The sequence below is a fragment of the Phycisphaerales bacterium genome (genome assembly GCA_016699835.1).
Classification (GTDB): Bacteria; Planctomycetota; Phycisphaerae; order Phycisphaerales; family UBA1924.
In genome coordinates this window covers 1,194,350-1,219,822 of record CP064987.1, presented here as the reverse complement: position 1 = coordinate 1,219,822, position 25,473 = coordinate 1,194,350, and the positions used below count along the sequence as shown (strand labels likewise).

Sequence of the window (25,473 nt, the reverse complement as noted above, 5' to 3'; positions counted from 1 at the left end):
CGATTCGATTGGGCGGTGGTGCGAGTCTGGGTGCGTGAGCCTTGCGAGGGGAGAGCCATCGATATCCCTTCCGTGAGCGATAGGCCGAGCGGATCGGCCGAGTGTCTACGCACGCTTCGCCGTCACGATCACTCGCGTCGGCGTCACGATCTCATCCACGAGCTCGTCGAAGGCGTCAATCGGCACGCGATCGATGATCTGCTCGTCGAGCGACACGCCGATCACGCGGGCAACCGACGAGCGAGATTCCAACCTCCATCGAGCGAGGAAGCGATCATAGAACCCGGCCCCGCGTCCGAGGCGTCCGCCCGAAACGTCGAACGCCAGGCCGGGGGTCACAACAACCTGTGGCACAATGATTTGTGGTTGTGTTGGTGTTGATGAGAGCAGCACCCGATGCCCCGGCACGCCGCGTTCATCGAGGGTGATGTCGAGATCCCAATCGGTGATCAGTGCCGCCAGCATGGTGCCCGTGGCAAAGTCGCAGTGGGGGATCGCGACCTGGACACCCCGGCAGAGCCACTCGACGCCGACCTCGCGGAGGTCGATCTCGCCTCGCATCGGCGCGAAGAGCAGAGTGCGCTCGGCCCGCGACAGGGTGTCGTGGGCGAGGAGTCGCCTGCAGATCTCGGCCGAGGCACGCTCGAGAGCGTTCGCATCGATCGAACGCAACCTGGTGCGAGCCTCGGCGCGGAGCGTGGCCTTGGTTGGGATTTCAGGTGAATCGTTCATGAGCGAGCCTCGCGCGCCTTGCGGAGGGCCTCGAGGTGCTGGGCCATCGCTCGCTCGTGCCCGCGATCGGTGGGGCGGAAGTACACCTTCTCGACGCCGAGGTAGTCCTGTCCGGAGATCGCGTTCTCGCTGTCGTGCGAGTACTCGTAGCCCGTGCCATGGGCGCGGCCATCGGCGGCCGGCGGGGCGTGCGAGTCGCGCAGGTGGATCGGCACGGGGATCGTGCGCCCCTCGCGGACATCGGCGATCGCCTCGTCGATCGCGACGTACGACGCGTTGCTCTTGGGGGCGCACGCGAGATAGATCGCGCACTGGGCGAGGGTGATGCGGCACTCGGGCATGCCCACGCGCTCGGTCATCTCCCAGGCGGCGGTCGCGACCATGATCCCGCGCGGGTCGGCGTTGCCGATGTCCTCGCTCGCGAGGATGGCGAGCCGCCGGGCGATGAAGCGTGGATCCTCGCCCGCCTCGAGCATGCGCGCGATCCAGTAGACCGCGGCGTCCGGGTCGCCGCCACGGACCGATTTGATCATCGCGGAGATCGCGTCGTAGTGCTCGTCTCCCGTGTGGTCATACACCGCCGCTTTCTGCTGGATGGAGTCCTCGGCGATCGCTCGATCGATCACGAGCGACTCGCCGGGTGTGGCGCGGGTGCTGAGCACGGCGACTTCCAGGGCGGTGAGCGCCCGTCGGGCATCGCCGTCGCACTTGGTCGCCCAGACGTGGAGCGCGTCGTCGTCCACACGGAGGTCGAGTGAGCCATAGCCACGCTCGGCGTCCACGATCGCCCGCCGGATGACGCCCGAGATCTCCTCAACCGAGAGGGCCTCGAGGCGAAAGAGTGTCGAGCGCGAGACCAGTGCCGAGTTGACGGCAAAGACTGGATTTTCCGTCGTGGCGCCGATCAGCGTGATGAGGCCGCGTTCCACATCGCCGAGGAGGACATCCTGCTGCGCGCGCGTGAAGCGATGGATCTCGTCGAGGAAGAGGATCGTCCGCCGCCCCTCGTACTCGAGGCGTTTGATGGCCTCGTCGATGATGTCGCGGACGCGCTTCACGCCGACGCTGGCGGCGTTCTCACGCTCGAAGTGGCGTTTGGTGTGCCCGGCGATGAGTTCGGCGAGTGTGGTTTTGCCCGTGCCGGGTGGGCCATGGAAGATGATGGAGGTGAACGCATCGGCGTCGAGCATCCGGCGGAGCAGGCGCCCCGGCGCGAGCAGGTGAGTTTGCCCGAAGAACTCGTCGAGGGTCCTGGGGCGCATGCGCAAGGCCAAGGGGCGGACGCCCTTGCGCGCGCGGTCACGAGTTTCCTGCCAGAGATCCGCCATGGATTCGATCCGTCGTGCCGAGGTGAGGATAGCCGGGCCTGACGTACTTGGTTGGGACCTGTTAGAGAGAATGAAGGTTTCGGCGTTGGGCGGCAAGTTTGCAATTGATCGCTAACATCCGCCCCATGACATGGCCCGCTGGTGTTGTGCTCTTCACCCTGCTGTGGGTGGGGTACGCGCTGGTGTGCCGGTGGATTCTCAATAACCCGCGGGGGGACGTGGCGACGGGGATTCTGTACCACGGCATGCGCGCGTATGCCCTGTGGTTTCATGGGCTTCGGGTCGAAGGCGTAGACAACATTCCGGCGGGGCGCGAGCCGGGGCCGCTGATTGTGGTGGCGAATCACACCGCAGGGATCGATCCGGTGCTGGTGCAGGCGGCGTGTCCATTCGAGATCCGCTGGATGATGGCGATGGACATGATGCTGCCGGCGTTGCGCGCGTTCTGGGATTGGACAGAGGTCATTCCCGTCAATCGCGCGGGGAATGATCGGGCGAGTGCGCGCAAGGCGTTGCGATACGTGGAATGGGGCGGCGTTTTGGGTGTGTTTCCAGAAGGTCGATTGGAGCGTCCAGCGCGGAGTATCTTGCCATTCTTGCCGGGTGTGGGATTGCTGGTGGCGCGGACTGGCGCGCGAGTTTTGCCAGTGGTGATCGAGGGGACGCCCCAGGTTGACCCGGCGTGGGCAAGCCTTGCGCGTCGGAGTCGATCGCGGGTGACGTTCAAGGAGCCGATTGATTATCGAGGATTTTCTGCCGAGAAGATCGTGGCCGATCTTCGCGAGCGGTACAGGGAATGGACGGGTTGGAGACTCAATGACGCACCTGGCGCGTTGGGGGTTGTCTCGCGGGGCTAAAGCGGAGACGATTGTGCTCAATCGTTTGTGGGCACGATCGGCCGGGGTACCTGATGGCACGTGTTTGCTTTGTGACGTACGAGATCTCGCCGACCCTGCCGGGCGGCGCGGGGGTGTTCATCGCACGTGCGGTTCAAACACTTACGGCGTGTGGGCATTCGGTGTCGATTTTGCTGGTGCAGCCGGGAGATGTTGTGGATCGGTTTCGGCGTGATGCGCGCGCGTGGAAGATCAGGGACGATCAGCTCTCCATCACGGGGATTGACGAGGTGAGTGGGGAGGGCGTGGGGGAGGCGGTGCCGGAGTTGGCGTGGTTTGCGCGCGACTCGTGGCGTGTGTGGCGCGGGGTGACTCGGCTGATCGAGCGGGAGAGGCCCGATGTGGTGGAGTTCCACGATTTCTGCGGGCTTGGGGCGTTCACGCTGGCGGCACGAGCGTTTGCTGGCGACGACGGCGGGCCGGTGATGGCAGTGCGATTGCACTCGTCGCTCCGTGTGCTCGATCAGGCGTGTGGTACCCGGCACTTTGATGAGAACCGGCGGATGGCGCACGCGCTCGAGCGGCGGTCGTGTGAACTCGCGGACGCGGTGCTGGCGCACACGGCGACGTGCGCGATGGAACTGCGTGCCATGGGGTGGGAGATCCACAAATACCGGATCATGGTCTCGCGCGTGGAGGCGGAGAAGATGGCGGAACGCCGGCCCGCGCGAGCCAGCGACGGCGCGAAGGGGAACGGATCGACGATCCTGTATGTCGGGCGAATGGCGCCGATCAAGGGGGTCGAGGATCTCGTCGTGGCGAGTGTGGAATTGATGCGGGAGGGAGCCCACGAGTGGCGTGTGCGGCTTGTGGGGGGTGATGAGGATGACTCGCCGGCGCGGGGAACGTATGGGGAGTACCTTCGTTCGCTGATTCCCATGGAGTTGGGAGATCGATTCGAGTTTGTGGGTCGCGTGCCCCGGTCGGTGATCGGCGATGAGTTGGCCCGCGCGGATGTGGCGGTGTTTCCGAGCCGCTGGGAGAGTTTCGGGTTTGCGGCCCACGAGGCGCTGGCGGCGGGTGTGCCGGTGGTGGTGCCGAGGCGTGCAGCGTTTGAGGAACTGTTTGAGGGGGTGGATGGAGCGTGGCTGTACGACGGGACGGTGCGGGGGCTGATGGAGGCGATCGGGTGGGCGCGACGCGGGAAAGGTGTGGCGATCGGCGAAGGCTCGAGAGATACCGGTGGGGAAGGAGTAGGCACAGTCGAGACGCCTGTGCCACGAGGTGGGGTGGTACAGGAGTTTGATGGTGGCGGCCGAGGGCGAGAGAGAGGGGAGGTCCGGGAGGTGTCGCCTGATGTCGAGGTGTCGCTTCCAGCGGTGTATGAGCGGCTGGTGTCGATGCGGCATCGAATGCCCGAGCGAGACGCGCAGCATCTCTCGACGACGCTGGTGATCGTGGATCACGGGGATCCGGAGTTGCTGGCGCGGACGATCGAGGCGGTTGGCTCACAGTGGGTTCCGGGGGACGGGTTGTACGTTGTGGGCACGGCTCGAGCGGAGGAGATGCCACTGCTCGCCAGAGATATTGGCGCGGGACATGTGCGGGATGTGCGTGGCAACGTGATCTCGGCGTTGAATGCGGACGTGGGCGACGCGCTGGCGGTGCTGCACGCTGGGGACGTGCCGAGTCCAGAGTGGCTGGGGATGTGTCGAAACGCGCTTGAGGCGACGCCCTCGGCGGGGTTCGCCGTGACCTGGCTGACGGAGCGCGACGAGAGCGGCGAGAGTCGGCTTGTCCCGGTGCTGCTCGACACGATGCCCGAGAGTTGGATCTTTGAGCAGGGGACTCGGCCGACGCGGGCGCTGGTGCGTGTGGCGGCGGGGCGGAGCCTGGTGGACATCTTCGACCACTCGCTGGGCGTGCTGGCGGAGATCGGCGTGCTATGGCGGGCGATCGAGGGGCTTGGGCGGGGCGTGGTGCTGGCGGAGAGTCTGATCGAGTGTCCGGCGGCGGCGTGGGGGCCGGCGCCGGGGTGGGCGGTGCGATCGCTGATCACGCGATACGGCGGCACGATGCGCGAGGATCTCGCGATGGTGACGGCGGCGTTGAGCGAGTCGGCGGCGATGGGGCGCTCTGAGCCTGCGGGGGATTCGACACTGGCGTATCGGGTCGCGGTGGCGGACACGCTGGGCGGGCGGACGCTGGCCAAACTGGCGTGGGAGAAGATGGTGCGCCGGGCGAAGGGGCAATCACCTGCTTCGTAGCGTGCGGGCCGCGGAGTTTGCTGCGGGGGCTGTCGGCTCGATGGCCCTCTTGATTGCCGAGAGGGAACTACACTCTGTTCCCTATGGATCTACCCAGTTTCGTCACGCCGCAACTTATCGTCTCGGTGATCACGATGGCGATCATCGTGCACGTGATTCTGCTCACGGTCGCGTACCTGATCTATCTGGAGCGGAAGATCTCGGCGTATATCCAGGACCGGATCGGACCGAACCGAGTGGGGTTTGATTTTGGCCTGCCGTTTTTGAAGGGGCTCCGAGGGATGCTGGGGCTGGGGCAGCCTCTGGCGGACGGGCTGAAGTTCTTCCTGAAGGAGGATTACACGCCGACGCGGGTGGACAAGATCCTGTTCACGCTGGCGCCAGCGATCATCATCGTGCCGGCGCTCATCGGGTTCATCGTGATTCCCTGGGGCGGGCAGTGGGACGGGACGATCTTCGGGAAGAGACTCTTCGAGGGCGTGGTGCACGTCACGGGGGCGAACGTCGGGATCGGCGTTGTGTACCTCCTCGCGGTGGCGTCCTTGGGGGTGTATGGCGTGGCGCTGGGCGGGTGGGCGAGCAACAACAAGTACTCGTTCCTGGGCGGGCTTCGCGCAACGGCCCAGATGATCTCGTACGAGATCCCGCTGGGGCTGAGCCTGCTGGCGGTGCTGCTGGTGCTGGGGACGCTGCGCCCGGAGCAGATCGTTCGGCATCAGGTGGAGCACGGGTGGCTGGTCTTGAGCCAGCCGCTGGCAGCGTTGATTTTCTTCATTGCGATTCTCGCCGAGGCGAACCGGGCGCCGTTCGACAATGCCGAGTGCGAGCAGGAACTGGTGGGCGGGTATCACACCGAGTACAGCTCGATGCGGTTCGCGCTCTTCTTCCTGGCGGAATATGCGCACATGGTGACGAGTTCGGCGTTCCTGGTGCTGCTCTTCTTTGGCGGGTACCACCTCCCGCTGGTCTCGGGGCTTAGCCCGGAAGCGGTGGGGTTCGGGGCGGTGCTGCTGAAGATCGTGGTGTACATGACGAAGGTCGTGCTGGTGATCTGCTTCATGATGGTGATCCGCTGGTCGATCCCGCGGCTTCGGTATGACCAGATCATGATGATGGCGTGGCAGCAGGTGATCCCCGTGGCGCTCGTGCTGGTGGTGGGCGTGAGCGTGCTGGTGTACATGGGGCAGACGGGTCTGGTGCCGGTCTTGCTTCTCAATCTCGGCGTGGCGGCAGCGACGGTGCTTGTGCAGCCGTTGATCCCGAAGTCGATGAGCAACCAGCGCGTGCCGCTGTATGGCTCGCGGTTCAACCCGATGCCCGGGGAGCGTGTGCGGACGTCGCCGAGCGAAGCGATGGCGCTGGCGGACGACCCGATCGGCGGGACGTCGGCAACGCACGCGTGAGAGAAGCCTGACTTAGTTGAGCGGGCGGACCTGCGACGGCTGAGCGATCTGGAACATGGTGGGGAGGAGGTAGGTCTTCCCCTGGCTGGTGGTGACCTGGCCGCTGAGGCGAAGGGCGAGTCGTTCGCCGCGTTCGCCGGTGACTCGTTCCATCTCTTCGAGGAGTCGGCAGGGGAGAAGCCCCACGGGGGGCATGGCCGGGGAGTCTGGGTCGTTATCGACGACGAAGGCGACGCCGCCGAGTTGCCCGCGGACCATTCGGCCTCTTCGACGGGTGACGAGTTGGCCCTCACGCAGGGCGGAGGACGAGGTGGTGATGATGGTGGTGGGGGAGGTGGGCGAGGCGTCGGTCGTGGTGGTTGATGGTGATTGAGGGCGCGTGGCACGCGGCTGGGCGGCGTTGCCGGCGGACTCGAGCGACTTGATGATGTCGTCGACGTTGGGGTTGAGTTTTGGCTTGGATGGAGCGGCGTCTGGAGTCGTGGTGTCGGCGTCGGACGATGCGGCGTTCTCGCCCGTTGTTGGCTCGTTGTGATCGTCACTCGGAGGCGTGGACTCGTCGATGGGGAGGCGCGGCGCGAGGGAGAAGGACGAGAGCAGGAGGTACATCCTGTCGCGATAGACGAAGACCTGGCCGGCGACCTCGATCGTGGGCTTGTCCTTGGCCTTGCTCGTGAGCGTGGCGAGTTGGTCGAGTTTCTGATTGGGGAGAAGGACGAAGGGGGCGATTCGGCGGGGCTCGGTGGAGGCCACGACGGGGACGACGACATAGTCGTTGGTGGCTGTGGGGACGAGGACCCCCGCGAGAGACGAGATGAAGGTGCCCTCGGGGTAGATGGTGGGTGCGGGGAGGCGATAGTCCACGCCGGCGAGTTCGTCGGTGCCGATGGTGGCGGGGGGCGTGTGGACGGCGGGGACGGATGAGGGCTGGGTGGAGGTTGTGAGCGGCGCGGCGTTGCTCTTTGGGGCGGGGCGGCGCTGCTGCTCGAGGAGCGACTGGTCGATGCTGGGGTCGCTGAGTTGCGGATCGTCCTTGGGATCGCGCGGCGGCTCGGCGTGGCCGGCGCGAGAGAGAATGGCGATCGCCAGGGCGAGGATGAGCGCGCGTGCGTGGCTCGGCATAGAGAAGAGTATCGGCGAGATGAATGGACGGGCGTCAGCGTCTAGGGGACTCTACGGGCGTGCTGGGCTTGAGAGCCGCATCGAAGGGTTTAGTGACGGGGTGTAGCGTGTTGAGCCGTTCGTAGTCCTGCAGTGCTGCAACACCCCAGACGCCTTCGCGGAGGGCGTCCATCGCCTGGGCAGCGGCGTGGGCGGCGGTGGCGGTGGTGATCATGGGGATGTTGAGTTTGACGGCCGTCGAGCGGATGCGTCCCTCGTCGGTCTTCCAGCCGGTTCGCGTCGGTGTGTTGACGACGAGGGCGATCTCGCCGTTGCTCATCATGTCGAGGACGTTGGGGCGGGCGCCCGTGCCGATCTTCTGAAGGGTTGTCGGCTCGAGCCCGTGCTCCTTGAGGTGGTTGGCGGTGCCCTCGGTAGCGAAGACCTTGTAGCCGGCCTTCATGAGTTTGCGGATGGGTTCGACGACGCGGTCGCGGTCGGCCTCGCGAACGGAGACAAAGACTCCGCCGTCGTCGGGCGAGGTGGGGAGTTCGTTCCCCGCGGCCTGCTGGCTCTTGGCGTAGGCGATGGGGAGAGATCGATCGATGCCCATGACCTCGCCGGTGGATCGCATCTCCGGGCCGAGGACGACATCGACGCCTGGGAACTTGTTGAAGGGGAAGACGGACTCTTTGACGGCGTGGTAGCCGCGGATGGGCTTTTCCTTGGCGCCGAGGGAGGTGAGCGATCGTCCCATCATGGCCTTGGCGGCGAGGGCGGGCCACGGCGTGTGCGTCGCCTTGCTGACGAAGGGAACGGTGCGCGAGGCGCGCGGGTTCACCTCGAGGATGAAGATCTCGCCATCCTTCACGGCCAACTGGATGTTCATCAGACCACAGACCTTGAGTTCCCGCGCGAGGCCTTTGGCGAGGGTCTCGATCCTGCGGGTGATGTCGGGCGAGAGCGAGGCGGGCGGGAGGGTGCAGGCGGAATCGCCCGAGTGGACCCCGGCCTGCTCGATCTGCTCCATGATGCCACAGACCATCGCGACGTGCTCGCCGGGGCGGGACTCGTCGAAGTCGGCGACGACATCGACATCGACCTCGATGGCGCCGTCGAGGAACTTGTCGATGAGGACGGGGGCGTCGTCCAGCCCGCTGGTCTCGAGGGCGGTGGCCATGAAGTTGCGGAGGGATCGCTCGTCGGAGCAGATCTCCATGCCGCGCCCGCCGAGGACGTAACTGGGGCGGATGAGGATGGGGTAGCCGATCTCGCCGGCGACGTTGGCGGCCTCGTCGATGGAGTGGGCGATCCCCGCGGGCGGGCGGCGGAGATTCAGTTTCTCCAGCACCTCATCGAAGCGCTCGCGGTCCTCGGCGCGATCGATGGAGTCGACGGAGGTGCCGATGATCGGCGCCCCGGCGGCGACGAGACCCTTGGCGAGGTTGAGGGGAGTTTGGCCGCCGAACTGGACGATGAGGCCTCGAACGAGAGTGTTCTTCCTACTGTTGATCCAAGACTCTACTTTGGGCCTTACTGATCCAACGAAGCCAGGTGGGTAGTCAGCAGCCCACGAGTGTTCATGTCGTTGAATCCGCCATGACTTTGAAGATGGCGAGTATTCGAGTACTATCTCATTGCCACTCTCATCGGAAGCGCTCAAAACAACCAAGTCTGGGACACTTTCTTCTCGGTGCAACACACACGCATCAATGCAAAGTGCGCATCGGATATCCTGTTGAATAAGGGCGGCTCGGGCCGCTAGTTGTACTTGTTCAGCATTGAGTTCTGGGAACGTGTCCTTCAGCAAGTTCTTGAGGTTCAGATTATCGAGAAATTCGATAGCATCTGAAGCCCCGGAGAGACGGTCCACAATGTTCTGCACATCCTCCAGCGTCAACGGCTCAAAGAACAGCAGGTCGCTCGTGTCGTAGTCCGTGCTGACCGTCTCCGGGTTGGCGTTGATCATCACGCTCTCGAAGCCCAGATCACGGGCGGCGAAGGCGGCGTGGCAGCAGCAGTAATCGAACTCGATCCCCTGGCCCACGCGGTTGGGTCCGCCGCCCAGGATCACGACCTTGGGGCGATCGGTGAGGCGGACCTCGTCGGCGGGTGGGGTTTCCTTGCCATCGCGCCACGAGCCACGTTCGTAGGTGCTGTAGTAGTACGGCGTCTTGGCCTCGAACTCCGCGGCACAGGTGTCCACGAGTTTGTAGACGGGCGTGATGCCCAGGCTCTTGCGATGCTCACGGACCTGGAGGATGGATTCGGGGTTGAGTTTCTCGAGATAGAGGTTGGCGAGTTGGGCGTCGCTGTAGCCGAGTTCCTTGGCGCGGAAGAGGACCTCCTTGGGGACGTCCTGCAGCGTGCGATAGTCGCAGAGTTCGTCCTCGAACTGCACGAGTTCCTGGATCTGATCGAGGAAGAAGGGATCGATGCGCGTGAACTCGTGGATCTTCTCGACGCTCCAGCCCATCTTCATCGCGTATCGGATGTAGTAGAGGCGCCCCTGGCTGGGGACGGCGAGTTTGCGGACGAGCGTCTCGTGCGAGACGGGCCACTCGAGGGGCTGGCCATCGGCGGTGCGCAGGCCGGTGGAGGAGGGTGAGCTTTGAGACCCGCCTCGGAGATTCGGGCCACCGCTGGGGGCTGGATTGCCCATGACATCGAGGACGAGTTGGCCCTCTTCGACGGCGCGCATCGCCTCGAGCCACTTGTCGTTGCGGTCGAGGCCCAGGCCGTAGCGTTTGACATCCATCGAGCGGATGACTTTCTGGAGGCTCTCTTTGAAGGTGCGACCGATGGCCATCGCCTCTCCAACGGATTTCATCTGGGTGGTGAGGGTCTCGTCGGCCTCGGGGAACTTCTCGAAGGTCCAGCGGGGCATTTTGGTGACGACGTAGTCGATCGTGGGCTCGAAGCAGGCGCTGGTAGTGCCCGTGATGTCGTTCTTGAGTTCGTCGAGGGTGTAGCCGACGGCGAGGCGAGCGGCGATCTTGGCGATGGGGAATCCCGTGGCCTTGGAGGCAAGAGCCGAACTGCGCGAGACGCGCGGGTTCATCTCGACGACGACCATCTCGAAGGGTTTCTTGCCATCGGGGCCCGGTGTCGGGTTGGGGTTGACGGCGAACTGGACGTTGCTCCCGCCCGTCTCGACGCCGACGGCTCGCATGACGGCGAATGCGGCGTCGCGCATCGCCTGGTATTCCTTGTCGGTGAGCGTGAGGATCGGGGCGACGGTGATGGAGTCACCTGTGTGGACGCCCATCGGGTCGATGTTCTCGATGCCGCAGACGATGATGCAGTTGTCGTTCCGGTCGCGGACGACCTCGAGTTCAAACTCTTTCCACCCGATGACGGACTGGTCGATCTGGACCTGCTGGATCATGGAGGCGGCGAGGCCTCGGGAGACGATGTCCTTGAACTCCTCGCGGTTGTAGGCGATCCCGCCGCCGGAGCCGCCGAGGGTGAAGGCGGGGCGGATGATGGCGGGGAGGCCGATCTCTTCGAGGAAGGCCTCGGCGTCGGCGAGGGTCTTGACGGTCTTGGCGCGCGGGAGTTTGAGCCCGATCCCCTCGCAGATGTCCTTGAAGGCCTGGCGATCTTCGGCACGGTGGATGACCTCGCGATTGGCGCCGATCATCTCGATGCCGAACTCTTTGAGTGTGCCGTTGTCGTAGAGGGCGCAGGCGCAGTTGAGGGCGGTCTGCCCGCCGAGGGTGGGGAGGATGGCGTCGATGCGCGGGCCGAGGGATTGCTCTTTCTCGATGATCTTTCGGACGGCCTCGGGGGTGATGGGCTCGATGTAGGTCCGATCGCTGAACTGCGGATCGGTCATGATGGTGGCGGGGTTGGAGTTGACGAGGACGATGCGGTAACCCTCATGCTTGAGGGTCTTGCAGGCCTGGGTGCCGGAGTAATCGAACTCGCAGCCCTGGCCGATGACGATGGGTCCGGAGCCGAGGACGAGGATGGTCTTTATGTCGGTGCGTTTGGGCATGCGATGACTCGAAAGTTCCACACGGCCAAGTTACCAGCTGGCCAAAGAGGTCACGAATGCGGCCTGTTGAAGGTCTGTGATCCGTGCCACAGTTCCTTCAGCGCGCAAACTGGATGAGAATAGCGCGTGCGTGGCGGAAATCCATGCCGCGGCGTGTGGGCTTCTCAGGACAGGCTCGGTTCGTCGAGGTGGTTGAAGGCTCGCGCCAGGCCCAGTTCGAGGTCCGGGCAGAGGTCCAGGGGATCGAGCGTGCCCTTGGGGAGGCCCTGGAGCAACTGCTGGAACTGGTGGGGCTTGAGCCCCGCGATCACGAGCGATCGCTCCTGTGCGGCGAGCAGCCCCGCGAGGGCGCCGAGTTCGTGCACGGCGTCCTGGTCGAGTTCGCCCAGTCCCTGGAGGTCGAGGAGGACGACACGCATCGCGGGCGAGAGGCGCTCGGCCCAGAGGGAGAGGTCTGGAAGTCGTGAGCCACGCTCGGCGCGGAGGTGGTACACGGCGAGGGACGCGGGGAGATCGAGGCCGGACGAGGCGTCGTGGAGCGTGGAAGATTCGATCTCGGCGATGGGGCGGAGGACATCCTGGACGATGATCCAGAGGAGGAAGAGGACGGGCGGGGCCATGACGGCCTTGTTGATGTGCTCGTGGGCGAGGGTGCCGAGTCCAGCGCCGAGGACGAACGAGCCGAGGATTGAGGCGAGGAGCGCGATGCGCCGGGTCGTTGGCTGGTGGACGAGGGGTGGATGGTCCTTGGCACTTGCGTCGAAGAAGAGTCTCGCGGTTTCGAGACCGATGTCGGTGACAACGCCGGTGACGTGGGTGGTGCGGACGACGCCGTGGGAGATGTGGGTGATGGTGGCGTTCTGGAGTCCCATGGCCATGGACGCGATGGCGGAGGCGAGGAAGAACCACGATCCGGAGGCGGTGATGGAGAGCGATTCTGTCGGCGCGAGATCTAAGGCCAATGCGAGCAGGGCAAGGAGGGCTGCCTCGACACCCATGGGGAGGACGTAGATCGATTCGCGACCTCGGCGCCGGGCGTGCTCGGTTGCCAGGCCGGAGATGAGCGCGCCCAGCGCGAAAGTGGCGAGGAGCCAGAGCATGATGAGCGTGAGGTGCCACCGGCCTTCGATCGCGTGTTCGCCGAGTTTGGAGCCTGTGCCTGAGACGTGGGAGGTGGCGGTGCCCAGGACGATGAGGGTGACGACATTGGTGTAACCAGCGACCCATGCGAGGGTGATCGCGAGTCGGGCCTGCTGGACGAAGGAATGGGCTTGGGCGGTGAACATTGGGGCGGACTGGAGGACTCGAGGCACCGACGAACCGGAAAGGGTTGCCGGGCGTTGTGGAGGTGTGATCGTGTGGCCTGTCGATGAGGTTATCGGTCGGCGTACGGTGTTTCGTGAGAGCGCGATGGGGTTGTCGCGTCGATCAAGGTGTGCTTTGGTGTTGGGTCGTTGGATTCGGCCGGGGACTGGGGTTCTCGGACGACTAGAGTCTGGTGTCGCAAGCCCTTGGGGCGAGGCGATTTGGAGTTCTGTCCATGTGTGGAATCGTTGCCTACGTTGGGAGCAACCCGTGCCAGTCCCTGCTCCTTGAAGGGCTCAAGCGCCTGGAGTACCGCGGGTATGACTCGGCGGGCGTCGCGATCATGAATCCGGCGGGGTCGATCGACGTGGTGCGCGCGGTGGGACGCGTCTCGAACCTTGAGGCCAAACTCGACGATCGCGGCGGGCTGTCGGGGACGCTCGGCATCGCCCACACCCGCTGGGCGACGCATGGCGGCGTGACCGAGGCCAACGCTCACCCCCACACCGACGACAAGGTCGGCATTGCACTCATTCACAACGGCATCATCGAGAACTATGCCGCGCTCAAGACGTATCTCGAGGAGAAGGGGCACGCTTTCCGCAGCCAGACGGACACGGAAGTGCTCGCGATGCTCATCGGCGAGTTGTACGAAGGGGACCTGGAGCGGGCGGTGCAGGCGGCGCTGCGCGAGGTGACCGGGGCGTACGCGATCGCGGTGATCTGTGAGAAGGAGCCGGGGACGCTGGTGGTGGCGCGAAAGGGAAGCCCGCTCATCGTGGGCATCGGGCAGGAGGAGTACGTCGTCGCGTCGGACGCGTCGGCGATCGTCTCGCACTCGACGCGCGCCTTCACGCTCGACGACTACAACGTCGTGAAGATCACGCCCAAGGGCTTCCGCACGAGCACGATCCACAACGTGCCCGTCACGCCCAAGATCGAGCAACTGGAACTCGAACTCCAGGAGATTGAACTCGGCAGTTACTCGCACTTCATGCAGAAAGAGATTTTCGAGCAGCCGCGCTCGGTGGCGAACACGCTCCGCGGGCGCATCGACGCGAAGGACGGCAAGGTCGTCCTGGGCGGGCTGGCAAACCTCGCGAAGGAACTCACCAAGACCCGGCGAATCGTGCTGCTCGGGCAGGGGACGGCCCTCCATGCCGCAATGATTGGCGAGTATCTCCTGCAAGACCTCGCGAAACTGCCGGCAATCGCGGAGTATGCGAGCGAGTTCCGCTATCGCAACCCGATCATCGAGGATGGAACGGTGGTGATCGCGGTGTCGCAGTCGGGGGAGACGGCGGACACCCTGGCCGCGCTGCACGAGGCGCGTGATCGCGGGGCGATGGCGCTGGGCGTGGTGAACGTCGTCGGTTCGTCGATCGCGCGGGACACCGACGCGGGCGTCTTCCTTCGCGTGGGCCCGGAGATCGGCGTGGCGAGCACCAAAGCCTTCATCGGGCAGGTCGGCGTGCTCACGATGATCTCGCTGTTCATGGGGCGGCGCCGATTCATGTCGGCCGACCACTGCGCCGATCTCCTCAAGGAGTTTGAGGCGCTTCCCGAGAAGATCCAGCGCGTCCTGGAGCAGGACGACAAGATCCGCAAGGTGACGGAGAAGTACTGCGAGCGTGAGAACTGGCTCTTCCTTGGGCGCGGGTACAACTATCCGACGGCGCTCGAGGGTGCGTTGAAACTGAAGGAGATCTCGTACATCCATGCCGAGGGGATGCCCGCGGCGGAGATGAAGCACGGGCCGATCGCGCTCATTAATGAGGGGATGCCGGCGGTCTTCATCGCGAACAGAGGCCGGCAGTACGACAAGGTGATGAGCAACATCGAGGAAGTCCGCTCGCGCGGCGGGCACGTGATCGCGGTCGCAACCGAGGGCGACGAGCACATCAAGAAGTATGCCGAGGACGTGCTGTACATCCCCGACATCGCCGAGCCTCTCAGCCCGATGCTGGCGGTGGTGCCTCTGCAGTTGATGGCGTACCACGCGGCGGTGATCCGCGGACACGACGTGGACAAGCCAAGGAACCTGGCGAAGAGCGTGACGGTGGAGTGAACGCACAATGTTCGTGGGATGTGCAGGAACTTCGTCTTGACATCCGCGTCGAATCGGCTATTCTGACCGCCCCCGCGTGTGCACGCGGGCTTTGGAGATCATGCCGTGCCACGCCTATTCGATACGTCCCGCACTAATACTGAGCCATTCCCGGCTCGTGCGGCGTGGCTGCGCTCCATCGGCTGATCGGCCGGGTCCGCCTCTCCACAATCCGCACGCTGTACACCCCAAGGTCTTGCGTTGGCTCGCGAGGAGCGAATCTGTCTCCCGCATTCCACGCACGAGTCATAGTTGTGTCATCCAAGGGCGCGATGTCGCCTGCGATATCAACGCGCACGAATTTATTAGTCGGATATGGAACCCATGAGCAAGCAACACTACTTGGAGAAGTTCGAGTTCACGCCCGGGCGGGTCGATGCCGCGATGGACTACATCCGCCACTGCATGTGGCTGACGGATCCCATCTCGTTCTGCGACTTTGGCAATAAGGGGCGGGCGCTCACGCCTCCCGAGCAGGCGACGTATCTCGCTGCGCTCGACGCGCTGCGTCAGTACTTCAACGCCGAGATGGACTTCGGCGGACCTCCCACGCGACTCCCTGATGAGGACGAGCCCGCGAGGAAGAAGAAGGGCAGAAAGAAGGCGTCAGCCGACGTTGATGCGTGATCCAGGAACCGGCGTGTTCGTGCGCCGGTTCTTTTTTTTCAGCACCCCGCCGCGAATCGCTCGAGGTAATAGAGCAGGTCGTCGATGGTCACGCCCTGGTCTGGCGCGCCCTCGGCCTCGCCGCCGCTGACGTCGGCGAGGTCCTGGCCGCTGGCGAAGACTTCGAGATAAGCGAGGAGATCATCGATGGTGACGCCGCCGTCGGGCTCGCCCGGTGTGTTCGCGTCGCCGCCACCGAAGAGGTCGGCGATGCAGGAACTTCCCTGGAACTCGAGGGCGCCGATGTCGGGGACTTTTCCTGAGGATGTCGCGAGCCCCGTGTCGGGCTTGGCGGGGTCGTTTCGATCGCGGCGGCGTGCGTCGAGGTCGAGTGTGTCGCTCGCGTTGAGTGCCGTGCCATCTCCGGCATCGATGCATGGCGAGCCCCAGCGAAGAGCGCCCGTGGGGAGCAGGAGCGGATCGGCGGTGATGATTCCTTCGCCGCCGCTGGCCCAGGCCTGGATGCAGGAAAAACGGACGGTGGGGACGCCGCCGCCGATCTGCCAGGTGCTCTGGTTGGTGCCTGTGCCTGTGTTGGCCCAGAGGATGGAGCCACGGATGGCGACGGCCGAGGCGCCGCTGAGGCGAATACCACCGGCGGATGTTTGGATCGCCTGATTCGCCGTGATAGTGCAATGGGCGATCGTGGCTTGAGCGCCCTGGCCGATCCAGAGGGCGCCACCGCCGCTGTTGCCGCCCGCTCCGGTTGATCGATTGGCGATGAAGGAGCAGTTTCGGATGGTGCTGATCCCATTGGAGCCGTAAACCTCGAGCCCTCCGGCGCGGCCCGCGGAGTTTCGGATGAAGCGGCACGCAACGAAGGTCGTGAACCCGTTGTTGGTGTCGAAGGCTCCGCCGTAACTGCCACCGACATTGTCGGCGAAGGTGCAGCGGGTGAATGAGGCGACGGCGGTGTTGATGTATCCTGCCCCGCCGCCGAACGTGCAGCGATTGTTGGTGAAGGTGCAGTTCGCAAAGGTGGCGCTGGCTCCGTCGACGAGGAGGACGCCGCCGCCGCGATCGAGATTGGAGCCGACGCCGACCGCGTTTCCGGCGGTGATGGTGAATCCGTCCACGATCACGCCGCTGACGACACCGGTCGCCTCGAGAACGTGGGCGTAGTTGTCGGCGAGATTGAGGGTGGCGTTGTCGTCGGCGTTGGCGTCGGCGCTCAGGGTGCAGAGGTGTGCGGCGGGATCGCGCTGGTTGCGCGCGGTCTCGGTTCCGGCAAAGCCGCCATAGAGGCTGATGTCGGTGCGGAGCGTGTAGGCTGCGGGCGAGAACGTGGCGTCTTCTTCGCCGCGATAGGTGCCGGCGGCGACCCAGATCTCATCGCCGGGGTTGGCGTCGGCAAGGGCGCGGTTGAGGGCGCCCGTGCCGCGATAGGCGTTGGCCCACGACGCGCCGGTGTCGGTGCCCGACGTGAGCGCGATGTTGACGAATCGCACCTCGGCGAGGGCGAGAGGCGTGCAGAGACAGACCAGTCCTACGGCCGAAAGCCGAAACATCGTGACGCTCATCGTGAAAACTCCGATCGCTCTCGCCAGTCGGCCCATCGGGGGGCCCGGCTCATCCTCCACCCACGGAGTGTGAGCAGTATACCCGACGCCATGATCACCCATGTGAGGTTGGAGCCCCTTGATACAGTTTCGTGGTGAAACCCGATCGTGCTGATCCCGGAGTTCTGCCCACGGGCTTGCCCATCCCCACAGATGATGGGGCGGCGATGCACATTCTCGGAACTTCGCCGCCGGCGTTGTCGCTGATGGCGACCGATGGTCGGATGGTGGCGATGGATGAAGTGCCCGCCGCGTCGAATGGGGTTGTCGGGCGGGTGTTGTTCTTTTATCCACGGACGGGCGTGCCCGGGGAGCGACCGAATCCTGGGCCGCACGGCGAGGAGTGGGAGAGCGTTCCTGGCGCGCGGGGGTGCACGCCCCAGTCCTGCGGCTATCGCGATCTCCATGGCGAGTTCCGGTCGCTAGGCATCGAGGTCTTTGGCATCAGCACGAGCACGAGCGAGCACCAGCGCGAGTTTGTGGCGCGGAATCATGTGCCGTTCCCGATGCTGAGCGACAGCGAGTTGCGGCTGACGAGGGCGATGCGGCTGCCGACGTTCGAGTGGCCCGTGGAGAGCGGGGGTCCGAGCACGTTGATCAAGCGGATGGCGTGGTATCTGGAGCGGGCGTGGACGCCGAGCGGTCTGGGCGCGTGGCGAGTGCGCAAGGTGTGGTATCCGATCTTCCCGCCCGATCGCAACGCGGGTGAGGTGCTCTCGTGGTACACGGCGCGGCGGGCGATCCGCATCGAGCCGATCACGCACGTCACGCGCGAGTTTGTCGTGTCGCAGGCGACGCGGCATTTCTCATCGCCCGAGGTCCACTCGCTGGGGATTCCCTACGACACTCGACGGCTTGACGGATTCGTTGCGCGGATGGCTGGCGCCGAGGCGAGTTCACCGCCCGTCGGGCATGTCACGATTGTGCGATACACGCGTGATGGGGTTTCGTATGCCGAGGTCGTCACGCTGGTTTCGGAGCACGAGAGTGCGGGCGTGGGGGCGGCGCTTCTTGACGCCGCGACGGACTGGGCGATTGATTCCCGAGTCCAGAGGCTTATTCTCACGACGACGAACGACAATCTTCGGGCGCTGGGGTTCTACCAGCGTCGCGGGTGGCGGATCGTCGCGGTGCACATCGGGGCGATGGATCGTGTTCGCGAGATGGGCAAGCCCGTGCCGCTCGTGGCGTCGAACGGCCTGCCGATCCGTGATGAGATCGAACTCGAGTACTGGCCCATTCGATCCGCGCACGGCGGATTGGAAACCGCGTGAGTCGCGATGATCAGACTGTGGTGGCGAGGCGAACGAATGTCTCGACACCCATGGGGATTGCGTCGTCGTTGAAGTCGAAGTTGGGCTGGTGAAGCGTCGGGAAGGATGCGATGCCCGGCGGGAGCGTGGGGGGGCAGAGGCCCAGGTAAAAGAATGCGGCCTTCACGTGGCGGCCGTAGTACGAGAAGTCCTCGCCGCCCATCGTCGGGTTCTCGAGGCGATCGACCTTGTCGCGTCCGGCGACGGCATCGGCGACTGTGAAGAAGTCCTCGGTGGCCTCGCGATCGTTCACGGTGACGGGGTAACTGTCGGTGTAGCGGACCTCGGCGTGGCATCCCATGGACTTCGCGACGCCCTCGACGATGGAGACGAACCGCTCGCGGGCGACGGCCTTGGTCGTGTCCTTGAGCGTGCGGATTGTGCCGATAAAGTGGACGGCTTCGGGGATGATGTTGTTAGCGGTGCCCGCGTGGATGGCGCCGATGGTGACGACAACGGAATCGAGCGGGCCGACGTTGCGGCTCGCGATGGACTGAAGGGCGGTGATGATGTGGGCGGTGGTAACGATGGGGTCGCGCCCGAAGTGGGGGTAGGCGCCGTGGGACTGCGTGCCGCGGACGGTGACCTCGATGTCATCGACGGCGGCGAGGAGCGGGCCGACACGTGAGGCCATGCGTCCCAAGGGGAGTTGGGGCCAGCCGTGGAGCCCGAAGATCTTCTCGACGGGGTTGCCCAGACCACCCTTGCTCTTGCCGGCGAGGGCGCCTTCTTTGCACATCACGTCCGCGCCGCCGCCGCCTTCTTCTGCCGGCTGGAAGACGAGGAGGACGGGCCTTGGGCGCGGGACGCTCATCAAGACGCGAGCGGCACCGAGGAGGATCGTGGTGTGTCCATCGTGCCCGCAGGCGTGCATGACGCCGGGCGAGACCGAGGCGTAGGGCTTTCCCGATTGCTCGAGGATGGGAAGCGCGTCCATGTCGGCGCGGAGGGCGATCGCGGGGCGATCGTTGCCGTGGGGAAGCGTCGCGGGGAGATAGGCGATGACGCCCGTGCCGCCGCCGAGCCCGGGCTTGTGCTCGATGTTGAGCGCGGCGAGTTCTCGCTGGACCACGCCGCTGGTGCGTGATTCCTTGAACGAGAGTTCGGGATGGCGGTGGAGATCGTGGCGGATGGTGACGAGTTCTGGGAGCTCGTCGGCGATGATCGAGGCGATCGGCTTGTGCATAGAGTCGGCCAAAGTTGCGGGCATCGGAAAGTGTAGCGGCAGGGCTGGAAGTGGTTTGATAGGACCAGTTGCGCCGAGCAAGTCACATCGAGCGAACGTAGTTCGATCGCGCCATGCGAGGATTGACCCTTACTCATTCCGATCGGGGCGGCGCTTCGGCTCGGCCTTGCCGTTGGACTCCGGGTCGGGCGAGATGTGTCCATCGGCCCCGGCCTGGCGGTTGAGTTTGCCCAAGGCCGAGGGGAGTTCGATGCCCGCCTGTTGTGCGAGTTCGTGGAGGCGCGGGAGCGAGCCGATCATGCCCGAGAGGAAGTCGGCGGTGGCGTTTCGGCCTGTGCCGTTCGCGCCCGAGCCCTGATCCCACACGGTGATCTTGTCGATCTTGAGGCCCTGCACGGCCTTGACCTGTTCGGCGACGAGTTTGGGGAGTTGCTCGATGAGGAGGAGGGTCGGGCCGACGGTCGCGTCGCTGCCACAGGCCTGGATGAGTTGGCGATAGCCCTCGGCCTTGGCCTCCATGACTTTCTGTACACCGGCGGCCTCGGCCTCGTACTTCAGGAGAATGGCGTCGGCCTCGCCCTTGGCCTCGCGGCGGCGGCGCTCGGCCTCGGCCTCGGCGGCGATCTCGATGCGCTTCTTCTCGACCTCCTGCGGCGCGAGTTGCATTTTCGAGAGGCGGGCGAGTTCCTGCTCACGCTCGGCGATAAGGATGGCCTCGGTCGCCTTGGCGGTCGCGACGTCGGATCGGCGCTTGGCCTCGGCCTGAATCTCGGCGAGTTGCGCCTGGGACTGGGCCATGCGCTCGCGTGAGGTGTTCTCGCCGACGACAGCAGCGGCTTCGGCCTCGGCGACGCGCACGCGCTGCTCCTGCTCGGCGAGTTTGCGCGACGCGATGGTCTCGGCCTCGCGCTGGGCGACGGTGATCTCCTGATCGCGTTTCGCGAAGACCTCGCCCTTGATCGCCTCGGCCTCGAGAGCGGCGACGGCGACACGCTTTCGCTGCTCGGCCTGCTTCTGTCCCTCGATCGCCGCGGCCTGTTCGCCCGCCACCTTTACTGTCCGTTCACGAACCGCGGCGGCCTCGCCGGCGGCGCCGTCACGCTCCTGCTCGGCCACCTCGACCTTGGCGCGATTGATCGCCTCCGCCGCCGCTCGCTTTCCGATGGCCTGGATGTACCCCGACTCGTCGGTGATGTCGCGGACGTTGACGTTGATCAGTTCGAGCCCGATCTTGTTGACCTCCTTCGCGACATTCTCATTGATGAGCGTCATGAACTTCTCGCGATCCTTGTTGATCTCCTCGATCGTGAGGGTCGCGATGACCAGGCGCAACTGCCCGAGGATGATGTCCTGGGCCTGCTCGCGCACCTGCTGCGAGGGAAGATTCAAGAGCCGCTCGGCGGCGTTGTTCATGAGCACCGGATCGGTCGAGACGCCCACGGTGAACGTCGAGGGGACGTTCACGCGGATGTTGTTGAGCGAGAGCGCCCCCTCGAGCGGGATGTCGATGACGATCGGCTCGAGCGAGAGATACGAGTAGTCCTGGACGAGCGGGACGACGAACGCTCCGCCGCCGTGCAGACACTTGGACGACTTGTCGCGCCCCACGCGACCATAGATGACGAGGATGCGGTTGCTCGGGCAGCGCCGGTAGTACCGGGTGATGAGAATGGTGAAGAAGAGGAGCAGAAAGAGCGCCGCGACGACGATCCCGAGCGTCCAGAGCACCGAATCGCCCGCGCCGGGCGCCCCGAGTGTGGACGAGAGGCCGAGAACCGATGGTGTGATCTGCGTCATGGACGGTCGCTCCTACATGAGTCGTGCGGATCGTGGCGAACGAAGATCGTGGGCATGGACGAATGGACGGATGGTGCGGTCAGGTCGAGACCGGTGTGACAAGAACCGAGTTGTCATCATTGACGCGGACGACCCTAACGCGAGACGACGTTGGGGCGGCGAGGGAATCGGACTCGGCGTTGAGGAACCTCGCTCGCTCATTGATCACCACGCGGATCTGTCCCCGGCCCTTGCCGTGCTCGGGGAGCGAGACATACACGTCGGCCTCCTTGCCCAGCGCGTCGGCGATGGAGATGTTCCCGTGCGACTGGAGATCGTGGACGGCCTTGAGCAGGATCGCGAGCAGCCAGACCATTCCGATGCCGCACACGATGCCCAGGCCGACCGATCCCGGGACCGACCAATGGAATCCGTTGAGCCCGGCAAGCCCGCCCCAGCCGAAGCCCATGGCGAAGGCCATGACGCTCTGGAACGAGATCGCCTTGAATCCGGCTGTGGAATCGTGATGGGCGGGAAGTTCCGGATCGATGTCCAGATCAAGATCACCATCGCCGCCGCCGACGGACATCAGGACCAAACGGATCGCAAAGATGCCCGTTCCGATGAGCGCCGGAACTCCGAACCAGACAGCATTTCCGCCGAGCATTGCGTCGAACATGTCCACCTCCCATGCCGACGTGGCATTGTGCGCCGGGCCCCAGCGCCCGGTCGCGGTATCTTATGTCACATGCTCATTGGGAGCCGCCCGAGGCTGGTTTCGTGGATGGGAACTCGGACTGGTCGGAGGATCGATTTCGACGTCGTGACCACGCGCCAACTCGATGGAGTCGAGAGGGCGTGTGTGTCCCCAGTACTCGTGTGGGGACACTCGCGACTGTGGCCGAGCGACCTATAGGCGCTTTTACGCCGCCAGGTCGTCGAGCCCGTCGAGCCCGCCCTGGGAGTCGTCGTCCCAGTCGGTGTCGAAGTCCACGCCATCGAGGAAGTCGAGTTCCTTCGCGGGCTTGTGGCGGTGGTGGGTCGAGATGATCCGCGCGAGTTGCGAGGCGAAGACCTCGCGGACGGTCTCGAGCGTGGGGATCAGCGTCGAGGGATACGGCACGCGCGAGTCGCGGAAGAGCAGGAGCACCGCGAGGCACTCGCCCTCGTGGCGACAGGGAATCACGGCACTCGTGCAGTCCTTGAGCCAGTCGGCGTCGGAGGCGATGTGGCGGGCAATTGACTCGTCGTTCTCGAAGACCTCGATCGCCGTGTGGCGTTCGAAGGCGGGGGCGAGCGTGGCGGCAAGAGTGTCGAGCGTCATCTCGACGTCGGTGCGCGGGCGATCATGGTTGATGTACGCCCCGAGGGTGAAGTCGCCGGAGGAGGCGGGGAGGAAGATCGCGGCGTTGGTCGGGCCGGTCTGTGGCAGGAGATGCTCGAGGACCGTGCGGAGGAGTGACTCGACGTCGAGATCCTGGCGGACCAGGGCGTTGAACGCGCCGGCGAAGGTGCCGCGTTCCAACTGCCCGGCCATCTCCTCGTAGGCCTTGTGGAGATCATCGCAGAGCGAGACGACCTGGGACATCAGTTCGCGGCGCTGCGAGTTGAGCACGCGGCACAGGCGCACGAGTCGATCGGCCCGGCGCTGCACGCCGGAGTGGAGATCACGCTCATCACGAAGACGACGAAGGGAGGACTCGATCTTTGTGGCGAGTTCGTTGGGTGCGAGCGAGGGCGAGAGGACATCAGCCGCTCCGGCCTGCATCGCGAGCACGGCCTCGTCGAGGGCCGCCGCTTCGGCGAGATAGATCGACACGAGGTCCTTGCGTGTGGAGGCGGCGTGGGTGAGAAGCGTGGCACTTGCGTGAAGATGGTCGTGGACGAGGAGCACGTCATACGCCCGCATCTGATCGAGTCGAGATCGAGCCTCCACGGCGGTCGAGACCGAGGCGATTTCCTGCACGCGACCGTCGAGCATGGTCATGAGCCGCTCGCGGACCGATTCGGAATCCGTCGCGAGGAGCACCCGGCACTCGGCGAGCGCCACCTTGCTCCGCGGCGCTCGACGCGAGGTTTCGATGATCGGTGAGGGCGCCTCCGCGGGGCTCGTGGCGTGGGCGGGGCGTGAATCGCGGGTCTTTCGATGGGGCACGGCTTTCTCCCTTGGTCTGTGGACCGATGCCCGGCGCTGTGGGTGCCGGGACAGAGGGAGCATCGACGCGTCTGGATAACGAGTTCAGCGGAAGTCGCGAGTTTTCGGAACTGAGGGGCCGTTCTACGAGGGTCCGCGCAAGAACTGCTCGTGTGAACTGAAGTAGCACATGCGATTGTGATCGGCTAATCAAAAAAAAGACGCCGGCGTGTGGGCCGGCGTCCTTTGGTAGCAGATTCCGGCGAGATGCCGGGGTGTCTCGCTTTAGACCATCGCCTTGAGGGCCTTGAGGGGACGGATCTTGATGACGTTGCGCGCGGGGCGGGCCTTGACTTCCATCATCTCGCCCGGCTTGAAGGGGTTCGGACGCATGCCGCCCTTGGTCGCGGGCTTGCGCACGCAGACGATCTTCATCATGCCGGGGACGGCGAAGATGCCGGCCTTGCCGTTGAGATCGACCTTAACCATCTGCTGCATGGTGTCGAAGACCTCGGAGACCTGCTTGCGGGCGAGGCCCGTGTGGGCGGCGATCAGGCCGTAGACCTCGCTCTTGGAGCGGATCTTCGGAGCGGCGCTGATCTTGGCGGGCTTGGGAGCGGCGGCCTTGGCGGCGCTCTTGGCGGGCTTGGACGACTTTGCTTTCGACTTGCTGGCTTTCTTGGCCATGACTTTCTCCAAAGTTGGCTGTGATCGAGGCGCCCGGTCTGGACCATCCTGGGCCGGACGACTCGTTTCCCTCAATCCATCGGCGTTCGCGCCGAGTCCGGCAACACGCCGGTTTTCCGCTGGATTTTTCGGTGGTTGGAGCGATTTGGCTACATGTTTTCCTCTTCGGGACGCAGAAATTTTGCGTTTTCTCCCCGAAATTCCGCCGGTTGGGGGGCGATGTCCACCAGAAGGATGGAGTGATCCGACAGGCCGCTCTCGCGTTCGGCGTGGGAAAACCGGGCCGAAATGACCCGCGGACGGAGCGCCGGCGAGGCGAACGCGGTATCGATCCGAGTCCCGTTCGCGTCGCCCGAGCGCCAAGAAACCTCACGGGAATCGGGATTCGCATCTCGCCAGAGGTCTGCCATTCCAAGGGTTACGAGCGTTCCCAGGAGCGCCGGGAATCGGAACGTTTTGCCCTTTTCATCAATCCCGTGACGCCCGGTGTTGGCGTCACCGGCGATGAGCCACGGGCGACTTTCGGTCGTCCGAACACGGGCGAGGGCGATCACCTCATTCCAGAACTCGGCTTTGACCCCTGCCTGGGTGTCGTCCGGGGCGTGGATGCCCGATAGGGCTAACCCCAACTCGGCGATCTCGACATCCAGCCATCGTCCGGGGAACTTCCTTCCCAGCACGCCCTGATGGCCCGGTGTGATCGCCCACCGCGACGCGATGAGCACGCCATTTCGGCTCTGACCGGTTGTGGTCGTGCCGGGGTTGGTCGCGTGGTGATGGGATAGGCCGCGGTCGGCGAGCAGGCCGACGATCTGCCCGCCAATCGATCGGCGGAACTCGCAGAGGACGACGACGTCAGGATGGTGATCCATGATGGCGAGCGCGATCGAGGCAATACGCTCGCGGCCGCCGCCGTGGAGGATGTTCCAGAAGAGCACCCGCGCGACGCCGGGAACGCTGCGGTCGGTGTGGCGTTCCTGATCGAAGAGGCGGGGCACGTGCGAGGCGTGGCTCGGCCTCGGCGTCCCGTCGCGGTCGTGATGCGAATGATCGCCGGGCACGGCTTGCCCGCG

18 protein-coding genes are annotated in these 25,473 nt (G+C 65.0%); 6 read left to right on the top strand and 12 right to left on the bottom strand.

Features of this window, described 5'->3' with window-relative positions; all coding sequences use genetic code 11:
* Positions 1–105: 105 nt before the first annotated feature.
* Both IPK69_05065 and IPK69_05060 read right to left on the bottom strand, forming a co-directional pair.
* Positions 106–732: a 5-formyltetrahydrofolate cyclo-ligase gene (locus tag IPK69_05065; protein ID QQS09995.1), complete on the bottom strand. Its 627-nt coding sequence runs from the start codon at positions 730–732 to the stop codon at positions 106–108.
* Complete coding sequence (locus IPK69_05060; protein QQS09994.1) at positions 729–2,060, bottom strand: replication-associated recombination protein A; 1,332 nt, start codon at positions 2,058–2,060, stop codon at positions 729–731. Before IPK69_05060 ends, IPK69_05065 begins: the two co-directional genes overlap by 4 nt.
* A 125-nt stretch (positions 2,061–2,185) precedes the next feature.
* On the opposite strand from IPK69_05060, the gene IPK69_05055 reads away from it, so the two are divergent.
* The 3 genes from IPK69_05055 to IPK69_05045 all read left to right on the top strand — a co-directional run bounded on the left by IPK69_05055 (position 2,186) and on the right by IPK69_05045 (position 6,566).
* On the top strand, positions 2,186–2,917 hold the full coding sequence (locus IPK69_05055; protein QQS09993.1) for a 1-acyl-sn-glycerol-3-phosphate acyltransferase: 732 nt from the start codon (positions 2,186–2,188) through the stop codon (positions 2,915–2,917).
* A gap of 53 nt (positions 2,918–2,970) precedes the next feature.
* Positions 2,971–5,163: a glycosyltransferase gene (locus IPK69_05050; protein ID QQS09992.1), complete on the top strand. Its 2,193-nt coding sequence runs from the start codon at positions 2,971–2,973 to the stop codon at positions 5,161–5,163.
* Between the two features lie 83 nt (positions 5,164–5,246).
* On the top strand, positions 5,247–6,566 hold the full coding sequence (locus IPK69_05045) for an NADH-quinone oxidoreductase subunit H (protein QQS09991.1): 1,320 nt from the start codon (positions 5,247–5,249) through the stop codon (positions 6,564–6,566).
* Positions 6,567–6,578: 12 nt separating this feature from the next.
* Here the strand turns inward: IPK69_05045 and IPK69_05040 are convergent, their stop codons facing one another.
* The 3 genes from IPK69_05040 to IPK69_05030 all read right to left on the bottom strand — a co-directional run bounded on the left by IPK69_05040 (position 6,579) and on the right by IPK69_05030 (position 12,980).
* Positions 6,579–7,688 (bottom strand): hypothetical protein, encoded by a 1,110-nt coding sequence (locus IPK69_05040; protein QQS09990.1) that lies wholly within the window; start codon positions 7,686–7,688, stop codon positions 6,579–6,581.
* A 34-nt stretch (positions 7,689–7,722) separates the two neighbouring features.
* Positions 7,723–11,667, bottom strand: a complete 3,945-nt coding sequence (gene carB, locus IPK69_05035) for a carbamoyl-phosphate synthase large subunit (protein ID QQS09989.1) — start codon at positions 11,665–11,667, stop codon at positions 7,723–7,725.
* Between the two features lie 164 nt (positions 11,668–11,831).
* A complete protein-coding gene (locus IPK69_05030; GenBank protein QQS09988.1) occupies positions 11,832–12,980 on the bottom strand; it encodes a DUF1275 domain-containing protein in 1,149 nt (382 codons plus the stop codon).
* 227 nt (positions 12,981–13,207) lie between these two features.
* Here IPK69_05030 and glmS point away from each other — a divergent pair, with 227 nt between their 5' ends.
* Together glmS and IPK69_05020 are read left to right on the top strand one after the other, a co-directional pair.
* The gene (glmS, locus tag IPK69_05025; protein ID QQS09987.1) at positions 13,208–15,040 is read left to right on the top strand and encodes a glutamine--fructose-6-phosphate transaminase (isomerizing); all 1,833 of its coding nucleotides are present in this window, start codon (positions 13,208–13,210) and stop codon (positions 15,038–15,040) included.
* 363 nt (positions 15,041–15,403) lie between these two features.
* Positions 15,404–15,706, top strand: coding sequence for a hypothetical protein (locus IPK69_05020; GenBank protein ID QQS09986.1), 303 nt, complete (start codon positions 15,404–15,406; stop codon positions 15,704–15,706).
* Between the two features lie 38 nt (positions 15,707–15,744).
* Here the strand turns inward: IPK69_05020 and IPK69_05015 are convergent, their stop codons facing one another.
* Positions 15,745–17,265: a right-handed parallel beta-helix repeat-containing protein gene (locus IPK69_05015; protein ID QQS09985.1), complete on the bottom strand. Its 1,521-nt coding sequence runs from the start codon at positions 17,263–17,265 to the stop codon at positions 15,745–15,747.
* 206 nt (positions 17,266–17,471) lie between these two features.
* Here IPK69_05015 and IPK69_05010 point away from each other — a divergent pair, with 206 nt between their 5' ends.
* Complete coding sequence (locus tag IPK69_05010; protein ID QQS09984.1) at positions 17,472–18,578, top strand: GNAT family N-acetyltransferase; 1,107 nt, start codon at positions 17,472–17,474, stop codon at positions 18,576–18,578.
* A 10-nt stretch (positions 18,579–18,588) separates the two neighbouring features.
* On the opposite strand, the gene IPK69_05005 is transcribed toward IPK69_05010, so the two are convergent.
* From IPK69_05005 to IPK69_04980, 6 genes are all read right to left on the bottom strand, one after another.
* Positions 18,589–19,827, bottom strand: a complete 1,239-nt coding sequence (locus tag IPK69_05005) for an amidohydrolase (GenBank protein QQS09983.1) — start codon at positions 19,825–19,827, stop codon at positions 18,589–18,591.
* Positions 19,828–19,932: 105 nt separating this feature from the next.
* Positions 19,933–21,600 carry a flotillin family protein gene (locus tag IPK69_05000; protein QQS09982.1) on the bottom strand — a complete coding sequence of 556 codons (1,668 nt, stop codon included), beginning with the start codon at positions 21,598–21,600 and terminating at the stop codon, positions 19,933–19,935.
* Between the two features lie 79 nt (positions 21,601–21,679).
* A complete protein-coding gene (locus IPK69_04995; protein QQS09981.1) occupies positions 21,680–22,258 on the bottom strand; it encodes a hypothetical protein in 579 nt (192 codons plus the stop codon).
* Positions 22,259–22,501: 243 nt separating this feature from the next.
* Positions 22,502–23,734: a hypothetical protein gene (locus IPK69_04990; protein ID QQS09980.1), complete on the bottom strand. Its 1,233-nt coding sequence runs from the start codon at positions 23,732–23,734 to the stop codon at positions 22,502–22,504.
* Positions 23,735–23,998: 264 nt separating this feature from the next.
* On the bottom strand, positions 23,999–24,400 hold the full coding sequence (locus tag IPK69_04985) for an HU family DNA-binding protein (protein QQS09979.1): 402 nt from the start codon (positions 24,398–24,400) through the stop codon (positions 23,999–24,001).
* 149 nt (positions 24,401–24,549) lie between these two features.
* Positions 24,550–25,461: an endonuclease/exonuclease/phosphatase family protein gene (locus tag IPK69_04980; protein QQS09978.1), complete on the bottom strand. Its 912-nt coding sequence runs from the start codon at positions 25,459–25,461 to the stop codon at positions 24,550–24,552.
* Positions 25,462–25,473: the final 12 nt, after the last annotated feature.

Bases quoted from the DNA above. Each gene is read 5' to 3' on its own strand.
- IPK69_05065 (QQS09995.1), bottom strand. From the start codon at position 732: ATGAACGATTCACCTGAAATCCCAACCAAGGCCACGCTCCGCGCCGAG.
- IPK69_05060 (QQS09994.1), bottom strand. From the start codon at position 2,060: ATGGCGGATCTCTGGCAGGAAACTCGTGACCGCGCGCGCAAGGGCGTC.
- IPK69_05055 (QQS09993.1), top strand. From the start codon at position 2,186: ATGACATGGCCCGCTGGTGTTGTGCTCTTCACCCTGCTGTGGGTGGGG.
- IPK69_05050 (QQS09992.1), top strand. From the start codon at position 2,971: ATGGCACGTGTTTGCTTTGTGACGTACGAGATCTCGCCGACCCTGCCG.
- IPK69_05045 (QQS09991.1), top strand. From the start codon at position 5,247: ATGGATCTACCCAGTTTCGTCACGCCGCAACTTATCGTCTCGGTGATC.
- IPK69_05040 (QQS09990.1), bottom strand. From the start codon at position 7,688: ATGCCGAGCCACGCACGCGCGCTCATCCTCGCCCTGGCGATCGCCATT.
- carB (QQS09989.1), bottom strand. From the start codon at position 11,667: ATGCCCAAACGCACCGACATAAAGACCATCCTCGTCCTCGGCTCCGGA.
- glmS (QQS09987.1), top strand. From the start codon at position 13,208: ATGTGTGGAATCGTTGCCTACGTTGGGAGCAACCCGTGCCAGTCCCTG.
- IPK69_05020 (QQS09986.1), top strand. From the start codon at position 15,404: ATGAGCAAGCAACACTACTTGGAGAAGTTCGAGTTCACGCCCGGGCGG.
- IPK69_05015 (QQS09985.1), bottom strand. From the start codon at position 17,265: ATGAGCGTCACGATGTTTCGGCTTTCGGCCGTAGGACTGGTCTGTCTC.
- IPK69_05010 (QQS09984.1), top strand. From the start codon at position 17,472: ATGCACATTCTCGGAACTTCGCCGCCGGCGTTGTCGCTGATGGCGACC.
- IPK69_05005 (QQS09983.1), bottom strand. From the start codon at position 19,827: ATGCCCGCAACTTTGGCCGACTCTATGCACAAGCCGATCGCCTCGATC.
- IPK69_05000 (QQS09982.1), bottom strand. From the start codon at position 21,600: ATGACGCAGATCACACCATCGGTTCTCGGCCTCTCGTCCACACTCGGG.
- IPK69_04995 (QQS09981.1), bottom strand. From the start codon at position 22,258: ATGTTCGACGCAATGCTCGGCGGAAATGCTGTCTGGTTCGGAGTTCCG.
- IPK69_04985 (QQS09979.1), bottom strand. From the start codon at position 24,400: ATGGCCAAGAAAGCCAGCAAGTCGAAAGCAAAGTCGTCCAAGCCCGCC.